The 17142-nt window shown below is 54.2% G+C and carries 16 protein-coding genes; 7 read left to right on the top strand and 9 right to left on the bottom strand.

Translation table 11 applies throughout. The features are described from left to right. Nucleotides 1-4: 4 nt before the first annotated feature. From ACR0EO_RS20465 to ACR0EO_RS20485, 5 genes are read right to left on the bottom strand one after another with little or no spacing between them, the layout of a single operon-like run. The gene (locus ACR0EO_RS20465; protein ID WP_480692701.1) at nucleotides 5-724 is read right to left on the bottom strand and encodes an ABC transporter ATP-binding protein; all 720 of its coding nucleotides are present in this window, start codon (nucleotides 722-724) and stop codon (nucleotides 5-7) included. After that, on the bottom strand, nucleotides 714-1487 hold the full coding sequence (locus tag ACR0EO_RS20470; RefSeq protein ID WP_480692702.1) for an ABC transporter ATP-binding protein: 774 nt from the start codon (nucleotides 1485-1487) through the stop codon (nucleotides 714-716). The genes ACR0EO_RS20465 and ACR0EO_RS20470 overlap by 11 nt, the downstream gene beginning before the upstream one ends. Next, nucleotides 1478-2716 (bottom strand): ABC transporter substrate-binding protein, encoded by a 1239-nt coding sequence (locus ACR0EO_RS20475; protein ID WP_480692704.1) that lies wholly within the window; start codon nucleotides 2714-2716, stop codon nucleotides 1478-1480. The genes ACR0EO_RS20470 and ACR0EO_RS20475 overlap by 10 nt, the downstream gene beginning before the upstream one ends. Before the next feature lie 26 nt (nucleotides 2717-2742). Continuing rightward, nucleotides 2743-3714 (bottom strand): branched-chain amino acid ABC transporter permease, encoded by a 972-nt coding sequence (locus ACR0EO_RS20480; RefSeq protein ID WP_480692706.1) that lies wholly within the window; start codon nucleotides 3712-3714, stop codon nucleotides 2743-2745. Then, complete coding sequence (locus tag ACR0EO_RS20485) at nucleotides 3711-4577, bottom strand: branched-chain amino acid ABC transporter permease (protein WP_480692708.1); 867 nt, start codon at nucleotides 4575-4577, stop codon at nucleotides 3711-3713. The genes ACR0EO_RS20480 and ACR0EO_RS20485 overlap by 4 nt, the downstream gene beginning before the upstream one ends. Nucleotides 4578-4778: 201 nt before the next feature. Between ACR0EO_RS20485 and ACR0EO_RS20490 the strand changes: the two genes are divergently transcribed. From ACR0EO_RS20490 to ACR0EO_RS20520, 7 genes are all read left to right on the top strand, one after another. Then, entirely contained in the window at nucleotides 4779-5408 is a 630-nt protein-coding gene (locus tag ACR0EO_RS20490) for a phosphoenolpyruvate hydrolase family protein (protein WP_480692709.1), read from the top strand. Further along, on the top strand, nucleotides 5405-7129 hold the full coding sequence (locus tag ACR0EO_RS20495; RefSeq protein ID WP_480692711.1) for a phosphoenolpyruvate hydrolase family protein: 1725 nt from the start codon (nucleotides 5405-5407) through the stop codon (nucleotides 7127-7129). Before ACR0EO_RS20490 ends, ACR0EO_RS20495 begins: the two co-directional genes overlap by 4 nt. A 366-nt stretch (nucleotides 7130-7495) precedes the next feature. Further along, complete coding sequence (locus ACR0EO_RS20500) at nucleotides 7496-7822, top strand: potassium channel family protein (RefSeq protein ID WP_480692712.1); 327 nt, start codon at nucleotides 7496-7498, stop codon at nucleotides 7820-7822. Between the two features lie 176 nt (nucleotides 7823-7998). After that, on the top strand, nucleotides 7999-9090 hold the full coding sequence (locus ACR0EO_RS20505; protein ID WP_480692714.1) for an AI-2E family transporter: 1092 nt from the start codon (nucleotides 7999-8001) through the stop codon (nucleotides 9088-9090). Next, entirely contained in the window at nucleotides 9087-10151 is a 1065-nt protein-coding gene (locus ACR0EO_RS20510; RefSeq protein ID WP_480692716.1) for an HlyD family secretion protein, read from the top strand. Before ACR0EO_RS20505 ends, ACR0EO_RS20510 begins: the two co-directional genes overlap by 4 nt. Next, on the top strand, nucleotides 10141-11151 hold the full coding sequence (locus ACR0EO_RS20515; protein WP_480692718.1) for a DUF2955 domain-containing protein: 1011 nt from the start codon (nucleotides 10141-10143) through the stop codon (nucleotides 11149-11151). Before ACR0EO_RS20510 ends, ACR0EO_RS20515 begins: the two co-directional genes overlap by 11 nt. Before the next feature lie 512 nt (nucleotides 11152-11663). Continuing rightward, a complete protein-coding gene (locus tag ACR0EO_RS20520; RefSeq protein ID WP_480692720.1) occupies nucleotides 11664-12662 on the top strand; it encodes an isopenicillin N synthase family dioxygenase in 999 nt (332 codons plus the stop codon). A gap of 230 nt (nucleotides 12663-12892) precedes the next feature. Here the strand turns inward: ACR0EO_RS20520 and ACR0EO_RS20525 are convergent, their stop codons facing one another. Genes ACR0EO_RS20525 through ACR0EO_RS20540 form a run of 4 tightly spaced genes read right to left on the bottom strand, consistent with a single transcriptional unit; the run spans nucleotide 12893 to nucleotide 17102 of the window. Continuing rightward, nucleotides 12893-13675, bottom strand: coding sequence for a dimethylarginine dimethylaminohydrolase family protein (locus ACR0EO_RS20525; RefSeq protein ID WP_480692721.1), 783 nt, complete (start codon nucleotides 13673-13675; stop codon nucleotides 12893-12895). 3 nt (nucleotides 13676-13678) lie between these two features. Further along, nucleotides 13679-15283, bottom strand: a complete 1605-nt coding sequence (locus tag ACR0EO_RS20530; RefSeq protein WP_480692723.1) for a 5-guanidino-2-oxopentanoate decarboxylase — start codon at nucleotides 15281-15283, stop codon at nucleotides 13679-13681. Next, nucleotides 15280-16464: a pyridoxal phosphate-dependent aminotransferase gene (locus ACR0EO_RS20535; RefSeq protein WP_480692725.1), complete on the bottom strand. Its 1185-nt coding sequence runs from the start codon at nucleotides 16462-16464 to the stop codon at nucleotides 15280-15282. The genes ACR0EO_RS20530 and ACR0EO_RS20535 overlap by 4 nt, the downstream gene beginning before the upstream one ends. A gap of 2 nt (nucleotides 16465-16466) precedes the next feature. After that, the gene (locus ACR0EO_RS20540; protein ID WP_480692726.1) at nucleotides 16467-17102 is read right to left on the bottom strand and encodes a TetR/AcrR family transcriptional regulator; all 636 of its coding nucleotides are present in this window, start codon (nucleotides 17100-17102) and stop codon (nucleotides 16467-16469) included. Nucleotides 17103-17142 lie beyond the last annotated feature (40 nt).

A 17142-nucleotide genomic window follows, 5' to 3' on the forward strand; every position in this document is an offset into this window, starting at 1 on the left:
TCTCTTAGCCCGACTGCCCGGGTTCCAGCCCCAAATGGCGTTTTTGCATCGCGGTATCGTTTTCCAAGGCTTCTGCCGACATTCTCTCGACGACTTCTCCTCCGACCATGATGACGACGTCCTCTACGGCAGCCAGAGCCGCGTGCATGTTCTGCTCAACCAGCAAGACAGAAATACCCTCTGCAGCGATCAACTCGATCAGGTCGATCACATCGGAAACGATGGTTGGGGCCAGCCCTTCTGTCGGTTCGTCCAGAACCATGAGGCGTGGGTTCAGCAACAAGGCGCGACCGATCGCCAACATCTGCTGTTCCCCGCCGGACAGTCTGTCCCCTAAATTGCGGCGGCGCTCTTTCAGTCGCGGGAAGGTTTCATAAACCCGGTCAATCGACCAAGCACCACCTTTGCGTTCAACAATCCGCAAGTGTTCTTCGACTGTAAGCGACCGGAAGACACGCCGACCTTGAGGAACATAACCGATCCCCATCTGCGCGCGCTTTTCTGGTGGCAAGCCGGTCATATCCGTACCATCGAACCGAATTTCGCCTGCCGAATGGGGGTGCAGACCCATAATTGCACTGCAAAGGCTTGTCTTGCCCATACCATTACGGCCCAGAATGCCCAGCGGGCGGTCACCGACGCTTAGGTCAACATCGTGCAGCACGTGGCTTGAGCCGTAGCGCAGGTCCAGTCCACGAATATCAAGCAGAGCATCAGTGGCCATGTGCGCCTCCGATGTAAACACGGTGGACGTCTTCGTTGCGCATGATCTCGTCGGGAGATCCTTCCGCCAGCATTCGCCCGTTGTACAAGACTGAAACGCTCTCGGATGTCTGCAGCGCGATATCCATATCGTGCTCGATCAATACGACCGTCACATCCTTGGGTAACGACATCAGCAGAGCGCTGAGTTTTGGCCTCTCGGCAGGGGACAACCCCGCAGCTGGTTCGTCCAAAAGCAGGATTTTAGGGCTTTCGGCCAGAGCAATCCCGATTTCCAGTTGGCGGCGCTGACCGTGGCTGAGTTCCGATACTTCACGGTCAAGCACTTCGGTCACACCTGCGGTTTCGGCCAGGCGTTCGGCTTCGGTCAATCTTTCATCACTAGCGCGTAAGGGCACAACCTGCCGCCATCCGCCTCGGACACCGGCCACGGCTAGAAACAGTGTGTCACGCACAGTTAGACCATTGAAGAGATGGGCATGCTGATAGGTGCGACGCAGGCCGCGTTGGATACGTTTATTGATCGGTTCACGCGTCACGCTTTTGCCGAACAAAGTTATTGAGCCAGTTGTGGCGCTGGTATCCCCGGTCAGAACATTGAACAGGCTGGTCTTGCCCGCGCCGTTCGGCCCGAGAATTGCGCGCCGCTCGCCGGGCTGGACGGTCAGGTCGATATCCTGAACAGCCCAGAACCCGCCAAAGCGTTTGCCAATGCCCCGGACCTCCAGGGCATTGGCGGTGTTATGTGAGTGGTTTATGGGCACGAAGGGTTATCCCTGCTGACCGGGCCAGATGCGAGGAATACTTCCTCGTCCTGCCCAAGCAATTGGTCGACATCACGCACAACTTTGACGACCCGGTTGCCCAGAGAGCCGTCTTCGCGCTCGTAGACTTCGGTTACAAAGTTGTCGATCACGCCATTGCGGTTCTTGTCCAGACGCATGGTGCCACCGGTCGGAGTGGTAAAGGTTAGCTCGTTCAAAGCGGCGCGGAACGCCGCGTGGTCATCGGACAAATCGCCATCTACAGCGTCCAAGGCCATCATCGCAGCCTTGGCGCTCATGTAGTAGTGATGCGCAAAAATGGATGGGGCAGAGAAGCCGTCTGGGAAGGCTTCGGTGTAGCTGGCGGTGAAGGTTTTCCATTCCTCTCCGTCATAGTCGCTAACGGTGGGTGTTCCGGCAGGTGCGCCAACCAGAAGTTTCTTGAACGGGCCTTTGCTGTCTAGGATCGACTGGTCGATTGTAATCGAGCCACCGATGATCGGTTTGTCACCGCCTGCCTGACTGTATTGGGTCAGGAAGTTAACAGCGTCTGCCCCCCCCAGAGCAACGAACAGCGCGTCGACATCCTGAGGGATTGAATAGACAACCGAGGAGTAATCCTTGTTGCCAATGGGCGTCCAAAACTTCTCGGGGACCTTGCCACCAGCCTCACAGAATTCGGTCATGAAACCCAAAACTTGTGTATAGGGGAAGGAATAGTCTTCGGCGATCACTGCAACCGACTTGTAGCCCATGTCGTTGTAGGCATAGTCGCCAACACCAACCATCCACTGCGCACCATCACCGCCAAAGCGGTAAAAGTTCTCGGACCCGTCCCGCAGGGTTGTGTCCTGTGCCGCCGACGAGCCGTTCAGGAAAGTCACGCCGGGGTAGGATTTCGACAAATCCCGCAGCGCCAGACCTTCGGAGCCTGAAAGAGGGCCTACAATGATGTCGACCCCGTCTTGTTCGATCAGCTTTCGGGCAGCGTTAACAGCGCTGTCCGGGCTGGCGTCGGATGACATGGTAATGACTTCGATCTTGTTGCCGTCGATCTCTCCGCCGGTTTCCAGCACCGCGAGCTCTGCGCCGCGAATACCATCCTGACCTAGCGCCGCAAAAGCGCCTTCGAGGATCGAGATGACACCGACTTTGACTTCTTCGGCCGATGCCGGAACCGACATCGCGCATATCGCAAGTGCCGAGGCGGCTAGTTTGAGCTTATTCATTTCCAGGTTCCTCCCTACAAGTGTGCTCAGACAGTTGATTTTTCTTCAGTTCCGGTGTTGGCGCGAAGCTTGCCGAGCCAATCACTGGCCAGTTGCTGCAGCCCACCCGGAGCGACGATAACGATCAGCAAAAGCACGACGCCGATCAGAGTGTTGAAACGCTCCCGGTCGATCAGGTCGACGGCGAATGTGTCCAGCAGGACAAAGACGATTGCTCCGATAAAAGCTCCGCCCGGGTGGCGAAGGCCTCCGATGACGGAAATGATCAGGATGTCTATGATCGGCCCGAGACCCACAGAGAACGATGAGATCCGCTCTTGGTACCAAACGTTCAGAATACCACCCGCTCCGGCTAACAGACCCGAAAAAGCGAATGCGGCGACGATTGGCGTGGTGACTGAAATCCCCAACGCGAGCACCCGACCCGGCGCATCGCGGACAGCTTGAATGGTTAGGCCCAAAGGTGAGCGCACGAAGCCGCTGACCAACGCCAGGGCTAGCGCCGCCACTGACAGCGTCAGTAAATACAGAACTAGCGGATCACGCAGGCTCACCCCTGCAATTTCCGGCGCGCGGACACCTGAAAAGCCAGTCCAGCCGTTGAACAGGGTATAGTTCTGGCGGGTGAAGTAGAAGAAAGCTACCCCGATCGCGAGTGTGATCATGATGGCATAAATGCCCCGCGAACGACGTGCGATCAGTCCGACCAAAGCGCCTGAAAGCATGGCCAGAATTAGTGCAAGGGGTACGGTGAACCAGAATGGTAATTGGAAGCCGACGCCTACCGAATTCGGTCCGAAATAGGCAATAGTGTACCCGGCGATGCCAGCCATTGTGGCTTGTGCAAAAGATACGACCCCAAGATACGTGGCCAGAAAGCTGAGGCTCAGTGCCATGATCCCAAGGATCAGCGATCGTGTCGCTACCTGGGTGAGCCAGAAGTCATTCAAAACGAATGGCAGCAAAAGGAGAGGGATTAAGGTCAACGCCGGTTTCATAGCTCGGCCTTTCCCATCAGGCCCTGAGGACGGACCGCTAGAACCAGAACCATGATCGCAAATGTGAACACCACTCCGTAGGTCGGCGCATAGGCCAGCCCGTACTGCTCAGCCAACCCTACCAACAGCGCGCCTAAAGCAGCGCCACCGATCGAACCCATGCCCCCGACGATCACGACGACCAGTGAGGACAGCAGAAACTGCAGATCTGTACCTGGAGCAATTGACAAAGCGCTTGCCGCCACCACGCCAGCCATTCCGGCCAGCATCCCGCCCAGGGCGAAGACCAATACAAATATGCGGTTTATTGGATACCCCAGTGCACGCAGCATGTCCTGATCGTCGACACCGGCCCGAATGACTGCTCCGAACTTGGTTCGTTGTATGAGGAACCACAGCGCGACGCCGGTTGCCAAAGCAAAACCCATCAATGCCAAACGGATATTGGCGTACCCGACACCCAGTATCGGCAGGCGTTGACCCCCGGCCAGTGCGTCAGGTAGCTCGACCTGGTAGGTCAGGCCACCCCAATGCCAAAGCATCAGATCGGCCATTATGATAGAGATTGCTATCGATGCCAGAGTTTGACGAAGTTCATCGCCCTGCATCCAGCCGAGCACTCCGGCCTGCACCAAAGCACCGGCGAACCCTGCTGCCAGACCTCCGCCTATGACCCCCAGACCCCACGAGCCTGTAACGTCGACGATGCTGTAACCAACGTACCCACCAAGCAACAAGAGCGCCCCATGCGCCATATTCACGGTGCGCATCAACCCAAAGATCAGGCTGAAACCGCTGGCCGCAAGGAAGTACAGTGCTGCGAGCGTCAGCCCATTGAGGGTAACGATTAGAAATAGTGTCATGGTGCCTCCCGATATTTGAAAGCTTGGCGCAAAAATCAGAAACCGCACAGGATTGCTTCGGAAACGGGAGGAAAAAAATAATGAATAAAAACAGATATTTGAAGGAATTAGTGTTTCGAGCAAGCTCGCAAAGTAAGAAAAAATAGGAAAACTCTTCCATAATGTGGAAAAGTTTTCCTATACATATTCATGAATAGTTTCATGCTAACCAGCGCCCGATCGCAAAGCTCGAACCCACGCGGAACAATTTTTTGCTCGGCTACAGACGGACTAACTGCGGCTCAGGCGGATCTGGCATTTGTGATGCCTCGATTGGATCACAACCGCGCGATACGTGAGGTCAGTGGTCAAGGCGATTGGGCCGCGTTGCTGGCAAGCGACCCGTTTGGGTCTGAAGCAGCTTTGTTCAACCAGCTTTATGAACAGGGTTACCGGGGGATTGTGAACTGGCCGTCTTCGATCCTGTTGGATGGAGCGCTAAAGCAATCAATGTCGACTATCCCGGCCTCTCCCGAGTTCGAATATGAGTTCCTTGCCCGCGCGACGGATGCAGGGTTTGCGACAATGGCGTTCTTTTTGTCACTTGGCCAAGCGCGCTCCGCTCTAAAGGCAGGGTTGGATACGCTGATTTTGCATCCCGGAATTCTGGACATAGAGACAGCGGAAAGCGGTGCGATGGTTCTCGGGTCGCTGCAGCGACTCGTTGAACAGATAAAAGCCGAAGCACCGAGTGCGTCGATCTTAGCCTACACCTCTGAATGGCACGAAAGACTGGTTCCGGTAAGTACACTTAACCTGGACGGGCTTGTTTGGTTCGAGGGTCAAGGATGACCAGACGAGACAAGAACTTCCTTTTCGGCGCAGTAGTTGGTTCGGGCCTGACGGCTAAAGCAGCCGACAAGGCTGGCGCAGACTACCTACTGGCTCTGAACGCAGGTCGTTTTCGGGTTCAGGGGGCCTCGTCTCTTACAAGCTTTCTTCCAGTGCGCGCGGCTAATGAGTGGGTTGTCGAATTTGCCGAGAGAGAAATGCTGGGGCGATGTAATGCCCCGATTTACGCCGGTTTTTCTGTCAGTGACCCGGCTCTGGACATACCTTCGTTGGTTCGTCGCGCCAAAGACATCGGGTTTTCAGGTGTGTGCAATTTCCCGTCAACTACTCTGATCGATGGCAGGCTAGGTGCGTTGCTGGAACGTGAAGGGTTAGGTCTTGAACGCGAGATTGCACTTGTAAAAGAGGCGGCGAAGGTCGGGCTTGGAACTTTCGTATATGTCCAGACTAATGCGCAGGCCAAAAAAATGGTAGACGCGGGTGCGACCGCGATCTGCGTGAATATAGGTTTCACCAGCGGCGGAACCGGAGTAAACACGCACCTTACTTTGGAAACTGCTGCGGCTCAGATTGATCGCGTTCTTGAGGGTGTTCCTGCCTCCGTCGACAAATTGTGTCACGGGGGGCCGATAACTTCACCCGAAGAAGCCTTGGCCATCACGCGTATCTGTGGCGTTCAGGGTTTCGTTGCGGGGTCAACTCTGGACCGGTTGCCAGTTGAGCAAACACTTAGCGAAGTGACCCAAGGATTTACGGCAATACCCAGCCTGTCCCGCATAGATACCGAGACACTTTCAACCGAACACGATCTTGTGGGTTCATCCCTTGCCATGCAGGTGGTCCGCGAAGAGTTGGACGAGTTAGCTCTTGAACCCACGCCGGTTTTGCTGGTGGGTGAAACTGGAACCGGAAAGAGCCGAGCGGCACTGCGCCTGCATGAAGGCGGTCTTTCCGCGCGTCGACAGCCAGTTGTTGTGGATTGCCCCGGTCTTGGAAGCGATGAGGGGGGAATACACCTCTTAGGTAGGGCTCCAGGGGCGGTTGGTGGTGGGGGTAGCCAGCGCGGCGCGCTGGAGCAAGCTTCTGGAAGTACGCTTATCTTTGACGAAATTTCAGCGCTGCAACCTGACTTGCAAGGTAAAATCTTGAAGTTTGCTGATGAAAGAACGGTGCAGAGGATTGGTGATCATACTCTTCGCCAAGTAGACGCGAGATTAGTCTCAACAACGACAAAAGATCTGATGGGCGCGATACAAGATAAGAGCTTTCGTCAGGACCTTTACTATCGGATAGCCGGTCACGAAATCACCTTGCCGCCGTTGCGCGATCGGGTCGACGATATTCCGGAATTGGCAATTTACCTGGGTCAGAAGATTAGCGGCGAGATACCGAAGTTCTCAAACGCGGCCTTGCGTTTGTTGCTTGAGCACGACTGGCCTGGAAATGTGCGCGAACTTGCGAACACTGTCCGGCGTGCCATCCGAAAATCAGGAGGCGGCATCGTAGATCTCAAAGCGGTGGATTTCCTGCGCAAAAGGCCGACGAGCCTGAAAAAGAACGAACAAAGCCCCAGTCTTGTCGGAAGTGCGCTTTCGGAACGTGAATGGATTGCTGAGGCACTTGCCAGAAATGGATTCCGCCGAGCTCAGACAGCGGAGGAGTTGGGGATGACCACCCGAACTCTGTACAACAAGATCAAAAAACATGGGTTGCAGGCGTAACGCGGGAAATTCCGCAAGCATCCTATCGATTGCTGACAATTGAATACACTCTTGGTGCCAAGTTAGTCCAAGTATTGGGTTGGGCTTGTCAGAAGCTCGATCAGTTGCCTGCGATACTGTTCTGAAGGTTGTTTATCTCCAAGTGTGACTGCCAACGAAAAGCATCGTCCGCATTTGTAGATCTTAGCCTCTAAAACTAAGCTCCCAAAACGCGCGCCAAATGAAATCTAGGTGTAGCTTGTTACCGCGTTGGACAATTTCAGCGACCTTTTCATCCTTTCCTGCGGCATCAGGCCAAAAAACCAGCTTTTTTTGCGGGCGGCTTAATATCTGCTACTAATGCAGAAATTCAAATATGAGGCTGAAATGAATGCACTAACCAGAATAACAAGAGGGATGGGCGTTGCCTTCAAGGACGGCAGAGTGAAAGGCATTCTTGCATTCACTCTGGGAATGATCTTATGGGCGTCTGTTTTTTACCACTATGTCGAAGGGTGGAGCTGGCTCGATTCCATATACTTTTCTGTCGTGACGATTTCGACAGTTGGGTTCGGCGACTTCTCTCCTGAAACTGCTGCGGGAAAGATCTTTACGATGCTTTATATCGTCGTAGGTTTGGGGATTTTTGTAACAGCGGCGACCACAGTTGCGGACACAATCCTGTCTCAGGATGATGACCCAGCAGACAAGTAATCAAGGCTGAAATCAGCGAAACAATTTTGGGTTGTAGGTGGCTTTTGAACTGCACCGTAGGTTCAGTGGCCGGAAATTTTGTTGTTATTCAATCCAATACCAGACCTCAAAATCAAAAAAATATACATATTACGTTTTTTGAGTGTAATAATGGGGAAAACAAATGGAGGGATGGTATGGAAAAGACTCAGGACGCAAAAATTGTTGATCTAGCAATACGTTTGCTCTTCCTAGGGCTGTTCCTCTACAGCGCATTGGTCATGGTCGCACCGCTGGCGAGTGTCGTCATCTGGGCAACCATACTATGCGTAGCCCTCTATCCCATATTCGATTGGCTGCAGTCTAAGTTAGGCGGGCGTAAGTCGATAGCCGCAACTATACTGGTTTTGTTGGGGCTTGTGTTGACGCTAGGGCCAGTCGCGACGGCGGTGTCGGGCGCTGCAGAGCTTGGCTCTGAATTTGCGGAACAAGCCGACAGCGGAGAGTTGAAAATCCCTCCGGCTCCGGAGGGCCTAAAAGAGTTGCCGGTTGTCGGGGGTAAAATCGCCGATGTCTGGGGGATGTTTGAGCGGAACCTAGACGGTGCGCTTGCCAAATACGGCGCGCAGATCCTTGAGATCACCAAATCCCTCTTTGGTAAGGTTCTTGGGATCGGAATTGGTCTGCTTGGGCTCGCATTGTCTGTGTTGATCATGGGCGCGCTATTCAGCCCCGGTCCGAGTCTTGTTCAAGGCCTCCAACGATTTGCGAACCGCGTGTTTGCGCCGCGTGGTGGTGAGTTCATTACGTTGGCGGGGGCAACGATCCGAAACGTGACCAAGGGTGTTATTGGCGTCGCAGCGATACAAGCAGTTGTGGTTTGGATACTCCTAGCGCTCTTTGGGATTTCTTCTGCCGCTACATTGGCTTTTGTCTGCCTGATACTCTCCATTATCCAGATCGGCCCCGGCTTGGTTCTTTTGCCGGTGATCATTTACGCGTGGAGTACAATGTCTGGTGGTACCGCTTTGATATTCACCATTCTGGCCATTCCCGTAACCATAATGGACAGTTTCCTGCGGCCCGTGTTCATATCCAAGGGCCTTGAAACGCCGATGCTTGTGATCCTGATTGGCGTGCTCGGAGGCATGATGGCCTATGGTTTGATTGGTATCTTCATGGGTCCGGTTTTGTTCGCAGTTTTTTATGAGCTGTTTAAGGTCTGGATCGATGCTTCGCCCGATGATGCTCCCGAAGCCGAAGAAGCCTCGGCAGGAGCGGCAGAATGAGAAAGACGATATGGAGCACATTGGCGGTCATTCTCATCTTTCTTGTCTGGTACTTGGTCGCTGATCGGAAAACGCCGTTTACCGGAAACGCACGGGTAAAGGCTGTTGCTACCCAAATTGTTCCTCAGGTGACCGGAACCGTAACCGAAGTGCTCGTCGAAAATGGGCAGGTCGTTTCGGCTGGTGATGTTCTTGTTCGCATTGACTCCAGACCATACGAAATCGAACGCGCCAAGGCGGAAGCTGATCTCGAAGCTGCGACGCAAGAGGTGGGCGCATCGTCAGCTGAAGTGAGTGCTGCGCAAGCCAAACTGGCAAGAGCGCAGAGCGATCTCGATACGATGCGCATTCAGACCGAACGCGTTTTTGCGCTTGAAAAGAAAGGACTGATTGCAGTTTCCAAGGCTGATGATGCGCGAGGTCAACTCGCAGAGTCTGAGGCGAATTATGAGAACGCCAAAGCGGATTTGGAAAAAGCTAAGCAACGTTTGGGTGAGGAGGGGATTGAAAATCCAAAGATTCAGCGTGCGCTGGCCGCTCTGGCAGATGCTGAGCTCAATATCGAATGGACTGAACTGCGCGCCCCGGCCACGGGGGTAATATCCAATTTGTTGATCGCTCCGGGAACCTACGCTCGATCTGGCCAGGATCTGTTGACGTTCTTGGATGCTACCGACGTTTGGATTGAGGCTTACTTTACCGAAAACAACCTGGGCCGAGCGTCCGTTGGTTCACCTGTAGACGTAGTATTAGACATGCACCCTGGTCAGATCGTTCCGGGTGTAATCGAGAGCTTTAGTGCAGCTGTTTCCCTTAGCGGCGCTGATGAGCCAGGGCAGTTGGCGAGCCCCCCAAGTACCAAAGGGTTTTTGAGAGAACCTGAGCGTTTCCCGGTGCGTATCGTGTTGCCCGGTTACGAAGCAGGAAGCGCCGAAGATGATCTTCGTTTTCAGCTCAACGGGCAGGCTGATGTCATAATGTACTTAAGCGACAATTCCCTGCTGAACCTCGTGGGCCGCACATACATCCGTCTGGTCTCAATCCTGTCCTATGCGTATTGAGGACAGAAACTCAGTAATCCGGCTTGCGTTGGGTGTGACCGGCGTTTTTTCGTTGGGCTTGTTTCTGGGGTGGCCGCTTGCCGTTGTAGGGGCAGTGTTTACCGCCTTGTTTCTTCAGGCGCCGAGTGCGCTGCCTCTGGCAGCATTTGCCAAGCTTTTTGTTTTTTCAATTGGCTTGATGTTCATTTCCTTCCTGATGTCATCGGTTTTTGCGCCGTATCCGGTCGTGTTTCTTATTCTGGTGGCTATCGGAATAATTCTCTCATTCATTTGGTCGGTTTCCGGTGCAGGGGTTCTGCCCGGAGTGATCGCCCTCATGGGAGCATTGATGATCCCGAACCTCGTCTTGCAATCGCAGGATTTGGCATTGATCCTCGTGTTTTGGATTCCCTTGAACCTGCTTTTTGCGGGTTTCATTTCAACGTTCATGTTCGTTTTGATACCCGCAGAACCCCAAACAACAGCTCAGAAAAAAGCCGCGGCCTCAGCGGATTTCGATCCGCAGCGTCGGATCGTTAGAATGTCGCTTGTAACAGTTCCGTTTGCTTTAGCGTTTTTTGTGTCCGGCGCGTCTGCGTTACTGGTCTTGTTCTTTGTGGCGTTGCTCAGTCAGCAGTTGGCGGCGATGCCTGCTGCGGGTAGAACAGTCGCCAAAGCTATGCTGACCGCAAATCTTCTTGGGGCGGCGGTTTCGATCATTTGCTATGAAATCAACGTAATCGCGCCCGTTATCTTAACACCCATTCTGTTGTGTTTGTTCTTTTGCCTGACACTCGGGGCGCTTGGGAAGTCGCAAGTTCCATTGGCTGCAGCGGCGGGCTCTGCCATAACAACGGCCCTGATCGTTTATGGCGGGTCCATTGCGCCACTTTCGGACGAGGCTGACGTCAAAAGCATAACCCGTGTCTTGCAGGTCGCCGGTGCTGCATTCTTTGTGATAACCGCGTATGTTGTGGTGGACGAATTTTGGCCTGAGAAAAAGCGCAGACTCTCTCACTGACGTCGCTGGTAAAACTCCGTAGTTCAGCTCTGTTTGGTCCTCATTGCACTGGTGTCATGAGGTATCAAGTCTTGGAAACTTCGCGCCCTAATTCCTGCTTCACGTGGCAAGTGAAGTAACCCCCTTTTGGGTTGCAGCCGGCTCAGACAACGACGTGTGAAACTTAGGGGCAGCTTTCCGGGTGTAAGCTTTGCCTAATCGCCAACAAGTCAATGAAACGGGTGGCCTAGAGTGCGGTTTTTCCAGAGCTTCGCATGTTGTGTACTAATGCGTACATTTTTCAGTGCGAGAATTCCGCTTTAACGTGAGCCTGATAATTCTAAAAACGCCGATAAAATATCCAGTATACCCACGCCCTATCAGTGTTTTGAGTTTTTCACAGGAAACAGGGGCGGAAGAATAGGTGAATACAATTCAAGTAAGGGCGAAATTTTGAACTGTTGAAAATGAAGTGCCCTCTGGCAGTGTGCGCGTGCAATCAGGCCTCTCTAAGGATGGAAAAGAGAACCCAAATGGCACAAGATCTCGTTGCTCAACTGGACGACAAGCTGCGCGCAAAGCGTGAGTCTTTTGACAAACTTCCAGTGATCGACATTGCTCCACTATTGGATGGTAGCGACAAGCTGAAAGTGGCGAAGGAAATTCGTTGGGCGTTGTCAAATGCCGGTTTCATGTATGTAAAGAACCACGGAATAGCTCAAGACTTCGTCAATCAGGTTTTTGACGTCACCCGCCGCTTCTTTGATCTTCCAATGTCGGAAAAGATGAAGCTGCATGTCAGTAAGTCAGATGTTGCTCTGCGTGGCTACATTGAACCCTATGGCGAGAACACTGACCCAACCAAAACCAAAGACCTGAAGGAATGCTTTGACATTGGGCCAGAGCGCGACGCTTTGGAGGGTCCTTTCTTTGGCCCCAACCAATGGACAGCTGCGCTGCCGGAGTTTCAGGGGCTGGTGTATGGCTATCACCAGAAAATGGTCGCCCTTTCCAAGCAGTTGCTGGGCGGAATTGCGCTGAGCTTGGATCTACCTGAAAACCACTTTGAAAGTTTGATGCAAAACCCGATCAGCATCCAGCGTCTACTGCACTATCCGCCGCAAAACGGAATGATAGACGAAAAGATCATCGGTATTGGGGCGCATACCGACTATGGAAATCTGACCATTCTGGCCCAAGACGATGTGGGTGGGTTGCAGGTGATGAATCGCGATGGAAACTGGGTCGAAGGTTCCCCGATTTCAGGCACTTTTGTGATCAACCTTGGGGATTTGATCCAACGTCTGACCAATGATGTATATTTGGCCAACATGCATCGCGTTATCAACACGTCAGGCCGTGAGCGTTACTCGATCCCGTTCTTCATCGACGCCGACTACGATGCGGTGTTCACTCCATTGGAGTCTTGTGTCTCTGAAGGGAATCCGCGTCGCTATGAAAGCGTCACGTGCGGCGCACATAAGTTTGGTCGGTTCGCGGCAAGCTATGCGCACTTGAAAGAGGCTGTCTGAGAGTAAAAATCGTGTCCAATAAGCCGAACATGTCGCCGTGGCCCGTTCTGGGCCATGGCGGGTTTATCTAACGTCTGTGCCACTCAGGTTCACAACCCCTTGTGAATAGGTAAAGATCTGGATCAAGGGTTGGGTCGCTCATGCGGGACTTACTCCTGGTCGCGTAGATCGCTACCATTGGTAAGTGCTGCCAAGTCTGCCCAGTTGCTGCAAGATGTGCGTAGCAGTTCTTAAAACCGCAAGGACAGGCAGGACATACCCCCATCAAGTTTGGCGCAGTCAGTATTGTCGATTTGGACAACCTCAAAGCCTTCGCGATCCAGCATTTCCGCAGTGCGCGGAAAGCCAGCCGCCATCAGCACCAAATTGTTGAAGCGGATCGCATTGGCAGCCGCCTCTTCTCCATCAGCAACGTGCAGGACCTTGTAGCCCTCGAAGCAGCCTGATGCGTCCAACCGTTTAGTAGACAGGATCGTCTCAGCATCCATAAGTGAACAATCGGTTTTGAAGTGCAAAACACCTTCGGGTGTAAATACTTCTCTAAGATTGTGACCCCATTCAGACGTTATCTTTGCCAGTTCTGCAACGCCTTCCGCGTCCGTTCGATCGGACCTTCCGACCAGAATTTCCCGCCCAGTTACAAGGATATCGCCTCCTTCAATATGGCCGGGGCCTTCGATCTCGTGGATCGTATCGTAGCAAGCGCGAAGTGCCGGTGCCATCTCGGCGACTTCGCCCAGACGAGACGGCGCTCCGGGTCGCATCAGTATGGCGCCTTGCGGCAGGCACAGGGCAGTGTCTTCTACAAACTGCGCATCAGGAAACGCGTCGAGAGGATCAAGCTCGATTACCTCTGCTCCGGTGCTTTTTAACGCTTCCACATATGCTTTGTGCGCTGCAGTCATGCCTTCAAAATCCGGGTTGCCAATATCTTCTGCCCGCAAGCCGCCTGCTATTGTTGGGGCGGGGCGGCGTGTGATCGCGCGCGAGAACTCAAAAGTTGGGTCTGACATGTTTCAATCTCTCTGCGGTTCGAATTTCTGAGCGGTAATCTCAATCATTGCTGGTCCGTCGACCGTCGCGGCCTCTCGCAAAGCCTGCGCGACAGCCTGTGGCTCGGAAGGAGCCTTTTTGAACGGAATACCAAACGATTGGGCGGTCGCTGCAAAGTCGGGAGGGGTGGGATCACATCCAATGACCGTCACGCCCACATCTTGCATGGACGAGGCGATCTCTTTGTACCCGTGGTTGTTCCAGATCACGAAAGTTATGGGGAGCTTTTCATCCACTGCAGCCATGACTTCGGGCAATGAAAACTGGGCTCCACCGTCGCCAACGATACAGATCACGCGCGCTGAGGGGTCAGCGATTGATGCGCCGACAGCCGCTGGTATCCCATAGCCAAGAGCGCCATAGCCTGTCGCGGCGTTGAACCAACCACCGGCCCGATCGTGATCGTAGTAGAGATTGCCAGCATATATTGGCTGAGTTGAATCCCCGACAATAAGAGCATTGGGGACAGCGGAGCGCATAGCATTCAGTATGTCTACCTGATGGCGATAATCCGGCCCAATTTCATCCCATGCGGCGATGCGAGATTCCTCGGCAACCTTCGCTCCGTTGCTGTGCTTTTGTGCCGAGTTCAAGGCGTTGAGCAAGGCGGGGACAACCGAATTGACGTCGCCATGAATTGCTAGCTCGGCTTTGTTTCGTAGCAATTGGTCACTGCAGCGATCGACGCGGATCAGGCCCGGCATTTCTGTAAGCTGGCCTGTTGCATACATATCGTAGTCGGTCGGCCCAAGTTCGGTTGCCAGGGCCAGAACGCAATCTGCCCCTTCAACCAGATCGCGCACTGCTTTCAGGCTGGGACTGGCCGGAACGGTAAGAGGATGCCCGTGCATCAAGCCACGCGCGTTGACGGTTTGCACTACTGGCGCATCCAGAGATTCGGCCAAAGATTGTAAGCTGGCTTCGACCCGTTTAGCGCCACCTCCTGCCAAAATGACAACTCTCTTTGCTTCTGTCAGCCTTTGGGCCGCTTGTGTGATTAGGCCTGGGTCTGCCGATAGTTCCGTGTCAGGCGCTGAGCTTGCCGCTTTCTGGTATTCAGCAGCAGCAATGTCCAACGGGACCTCGATGTGCACTGGACCGGGCCGGCCGTTGGACAGGCATTTAAACACGCGGTCCATAGCCGGATCCAAATCGTTGGCGACAGAGATTTGTTCAGATGCCAAAGCGACCGTTTTGGCTAGCCCCAGTTGATCGGGTAGTTCGTGAAGATGCCCCAAACCCTTGGCGAGCGAAGCGGTCGGATTTACACCGGATACGACCAACATGGGTATTGAATCCGCACGCGCCTGCGCCATCGGCGTGAGGGTGTTGGTCAACCCAGGTCCGGTAATGACAAAGGCGACACCCGGTTTGCCGGAGACCCGCGCATAGCCATCAGCCATAAATCCTGCGCCTTGTTCATGTCTGGGCGTAACGTGCCTAATGCCCGAGGCCGCAAGTCCACGGTAAAGTTCGACGGTGTGAACGCCTGGAATTCCAAAAACACAGGTCACATCTCTTTGACGCAGCTCTTCTACCAGAGCTTCGCCGACTGTTATTCCGCTCATGCAACCTCGCGTGATTTTCTGTTGGCGTGATCAATGATGCGCGAGACTGCTGAGACAAAATCAGTGTCACTGATTGTCAAAGCCACACGCACCCAGTCTTTTAGGCCGGCTCCAAATGCGGATCCCGGCATGACGGCCACTCCGGCCTGCAGCAGATCCCAGGCATATGCTTCGCTATCAAGCCCGGTTGCCGACACATTGATGAGCGCAAACATGCCGGCTTCGGGCCGGTGTACGATCAGGTCTGTTTCTGCTTGCAAGCGATCAGCCAATAGGGTGGCCCGGTTTGAGAACCGTGCAGCCATTCCACGGGCGACCTCAGACCCGCCGCGGATCGCTTGTTCTGTCATGTCCGCGATAAAGGGTTGGTTCCCGAACAGCATGGTTTCTGAATAGGGCAGCAATGCCTCGCAAAATGCGGCTGGGCCAACGCACCATCCGCTGCGGAACCCCGGGGCGGCATGAGATTTGGAAATCGACGAAACCGCTATAACGCGATCCGTCAGATCCGGTATGGCCAGTGGTGAGACGAACTGAGCGCCGTCAAAAATCAACTCTTCATAGACTTCGTCCGAGATGATCCACAGGTCATGCTCGATCGCCAACCTTCCTATTTCGGCTATTTCCGCTGCAGTTAGGATCGCGCCGGTGGGGTTGTGTGGAGTTGTCAGAAGAATGGCGCGCGTGCGCGGAGTAATGCGCGCTGCGACATCGTTGGCCTGCATGCGAAACCCGTGTTCGGGGCGCAGAGGCACTGGCACCATTTGAGCGCCGGATGCCCTGACCACCCCTTCATAGGTTGCGTACATGGGGTCGCCCACCAATACCTCATCTCCGGCCTGTGCGACGCCCGCCATGACCGCAAAAAGGGCCGTTTGCGTTCCGGGAAAGCATAGAAAGTTCTCAGGCCCGAAAGTTCGCCCGCGCGACGTCGAGTAGCGCTTGGCGAGCGCGTCCAGAAGGCCAGCTTCGCCGCGGCCGTTTGAATATCCGGTTCGCGCAGCCCGTAACGAGGACACCGTGGCCTCAATCAATGCGTCTGGAACGGGAACATCGGGTTCGCCAATCGTCATTTCGATGACGTCAGCTCCTGCGTTGATTAGCTCGCGCGCTTTTAGGTGGACGCTCCATTTAGCGCCGCCCAAGCCAGCTAACCGTTCTGTTACGGCCGAGAATTTCATGGCTAATCCACTTCTTTGGTCAATGGAATTTTCAGGATGGCGCTGACCGATTTCAGGCCAATCCGCGCCAATTGTCCCTCGTCAAAGGCATCCGGAAGCGCGCCTCCTTCCAGCCAAAGGCCGTCGATCACCGCGTTGCATGCAATTGCCAGCTGCATCGCTTCTTTCGCATCGACCTGGCGGCCGGTCTCGTGCAGCGCCGCTATTATCAGTGTCTCAAGGTGGTCCCGGAAATAGTTGTATGTCTGTTGGTGAATGCGCTGCATTTTGGGATCATGCTGCACTTTGTTCAGGAAGCCGGCCCACAGGGCCACCGCGCTTGGGTCCACCACTGGCGGTCGTAGTGAGGCGTCAACGAAGTTCGACAGTTGAGACAGAGCGCTTCCTTCACCTGATGAGGCGGCTGTTTGATCGGTCAGCGTATTCATGTGGTACTCGTACGCCGCCTGAACCAGCTCTTCTTTTGATGAGAAGTAATGACGGATCAATCCTTGGGTCACGTCCGCTCGGGCGGCGATCCCGCGCACTGTGGCGCCGCGCACGCCCATTTCGGCAATCAAGTCCAAAGTCGCTTTTATCAGCGCTTCGCGCCGAAATTCGGCAGACTCACGTGTAAATTTGCGGCTGTCGTCCTGCACAATCGGGTATCCAGGGAATGCTGTTATTATACACTTGCAT

It is taken from the genome of Ruegeria sp. BE9 (assembly GCF_056538765.1).

Bases quoted from the DNA above. Each gene is read 5' to 3' on its own strand.
- ACR0EO_RS20465 (WP_480692701.1), bottom strand. From the start codon at position 724: ATGGCCACTGATGCTCTGCTTGATATTCGTGGACTGGACCTGCGCTAC.
- ACR0EO_RS20475 (WP_480692704.1), bottom strand. From the start codon at position 2,716: ATGAATAAGCTCAAACTAGCCGCCTCGGCACTTGCGATATGCGCGATG.
- ACR0EO_RS20480 (WP_480692706.1), bottom strand. From the start codon at position 3,714: ATGAAACCGGCGTTGACCTTAATCCCTCTCCTTTTGCTGCCATTCGTT.
- ACR0EO_RS20485 (WP_480692708.1), bottom strand. From the start codon at position 4,577: ATGACACTATTTCTAATCGTTACCCTCAATGGGCTGACGCTCGCAGCA.
- ACR0EO_RS20490 (WP_480692709.1), top strand. From the start codon at position 4,779: ATGCTAACCAGCGCCCGATCGCAAAGCTCGAACCCACGCGGAACAATT.
- ACR0EO_RS20495 (WP_480692711.1), top strand. From the start codon at position 5,405: ATGACCAGACGAGACAAGAACTTCCTTTTCGGCGCAGTAGTTGGTTCG.
- ACR0EO_RS20500 (WP_480692712.1), top strand. From the start codon at position 7,496: ATGAATGCACTAACCAGAATAACAAGAGGGATGGGCGTTGCCTTCAAG.
- ACR0EO_RS20505 (WP_480692714.1), top strand. From the start codon at position 7,999: ATGGAAAAGACTCAGGACGCAAAAATTGTTGATCTAGCAATACGTTTG.
- ACR0EO_RS20510 (WP_480692716.1), top strand. From the start codon at position 9,087: ATGAGAAAGACGATATGGAGCACATTGGCGGTCATTCTCATCTTTCTT.
- ACR0EO_RS20515 (WP_480692718.1), top strand. From the start codon at position 10,141: ATGCGTATTGAGGACAGAAACTCAGTAATCCGGCTTGCGTTGGGTGTG.
- ACR0EO_RS20520 (WP_480692720.1), top strand. From the start codon at position 11,664: ATGGCACAAGATCTCGTTGCTCAACTGGACGACAAGCTGCGCGCAAAG.
- ACR0EO_RS20525 (WP_480692721.1), bottom strand. From the start codon at position 13,675: ATGTCAGACCCAACTTTTGAGTTCTCGCGCGCGATCACACGCCGCCCC.
- ACR0EO_RS20530 (WP_480692723.1), bottom strand. From the start codon at position 15,283: ATGAGCGGAATAACAGTCGGCGAAGCTCTGGTAGAAGAGCTGCGTCAA.
- ACR0EO_RS20535 (WP_480692725.1), bottom strand. From the start codon at position 16,464: ATGAAATTCTCGGCCGTAACAGAACGGTTAGCTGGCTTGGGCGGCGCT.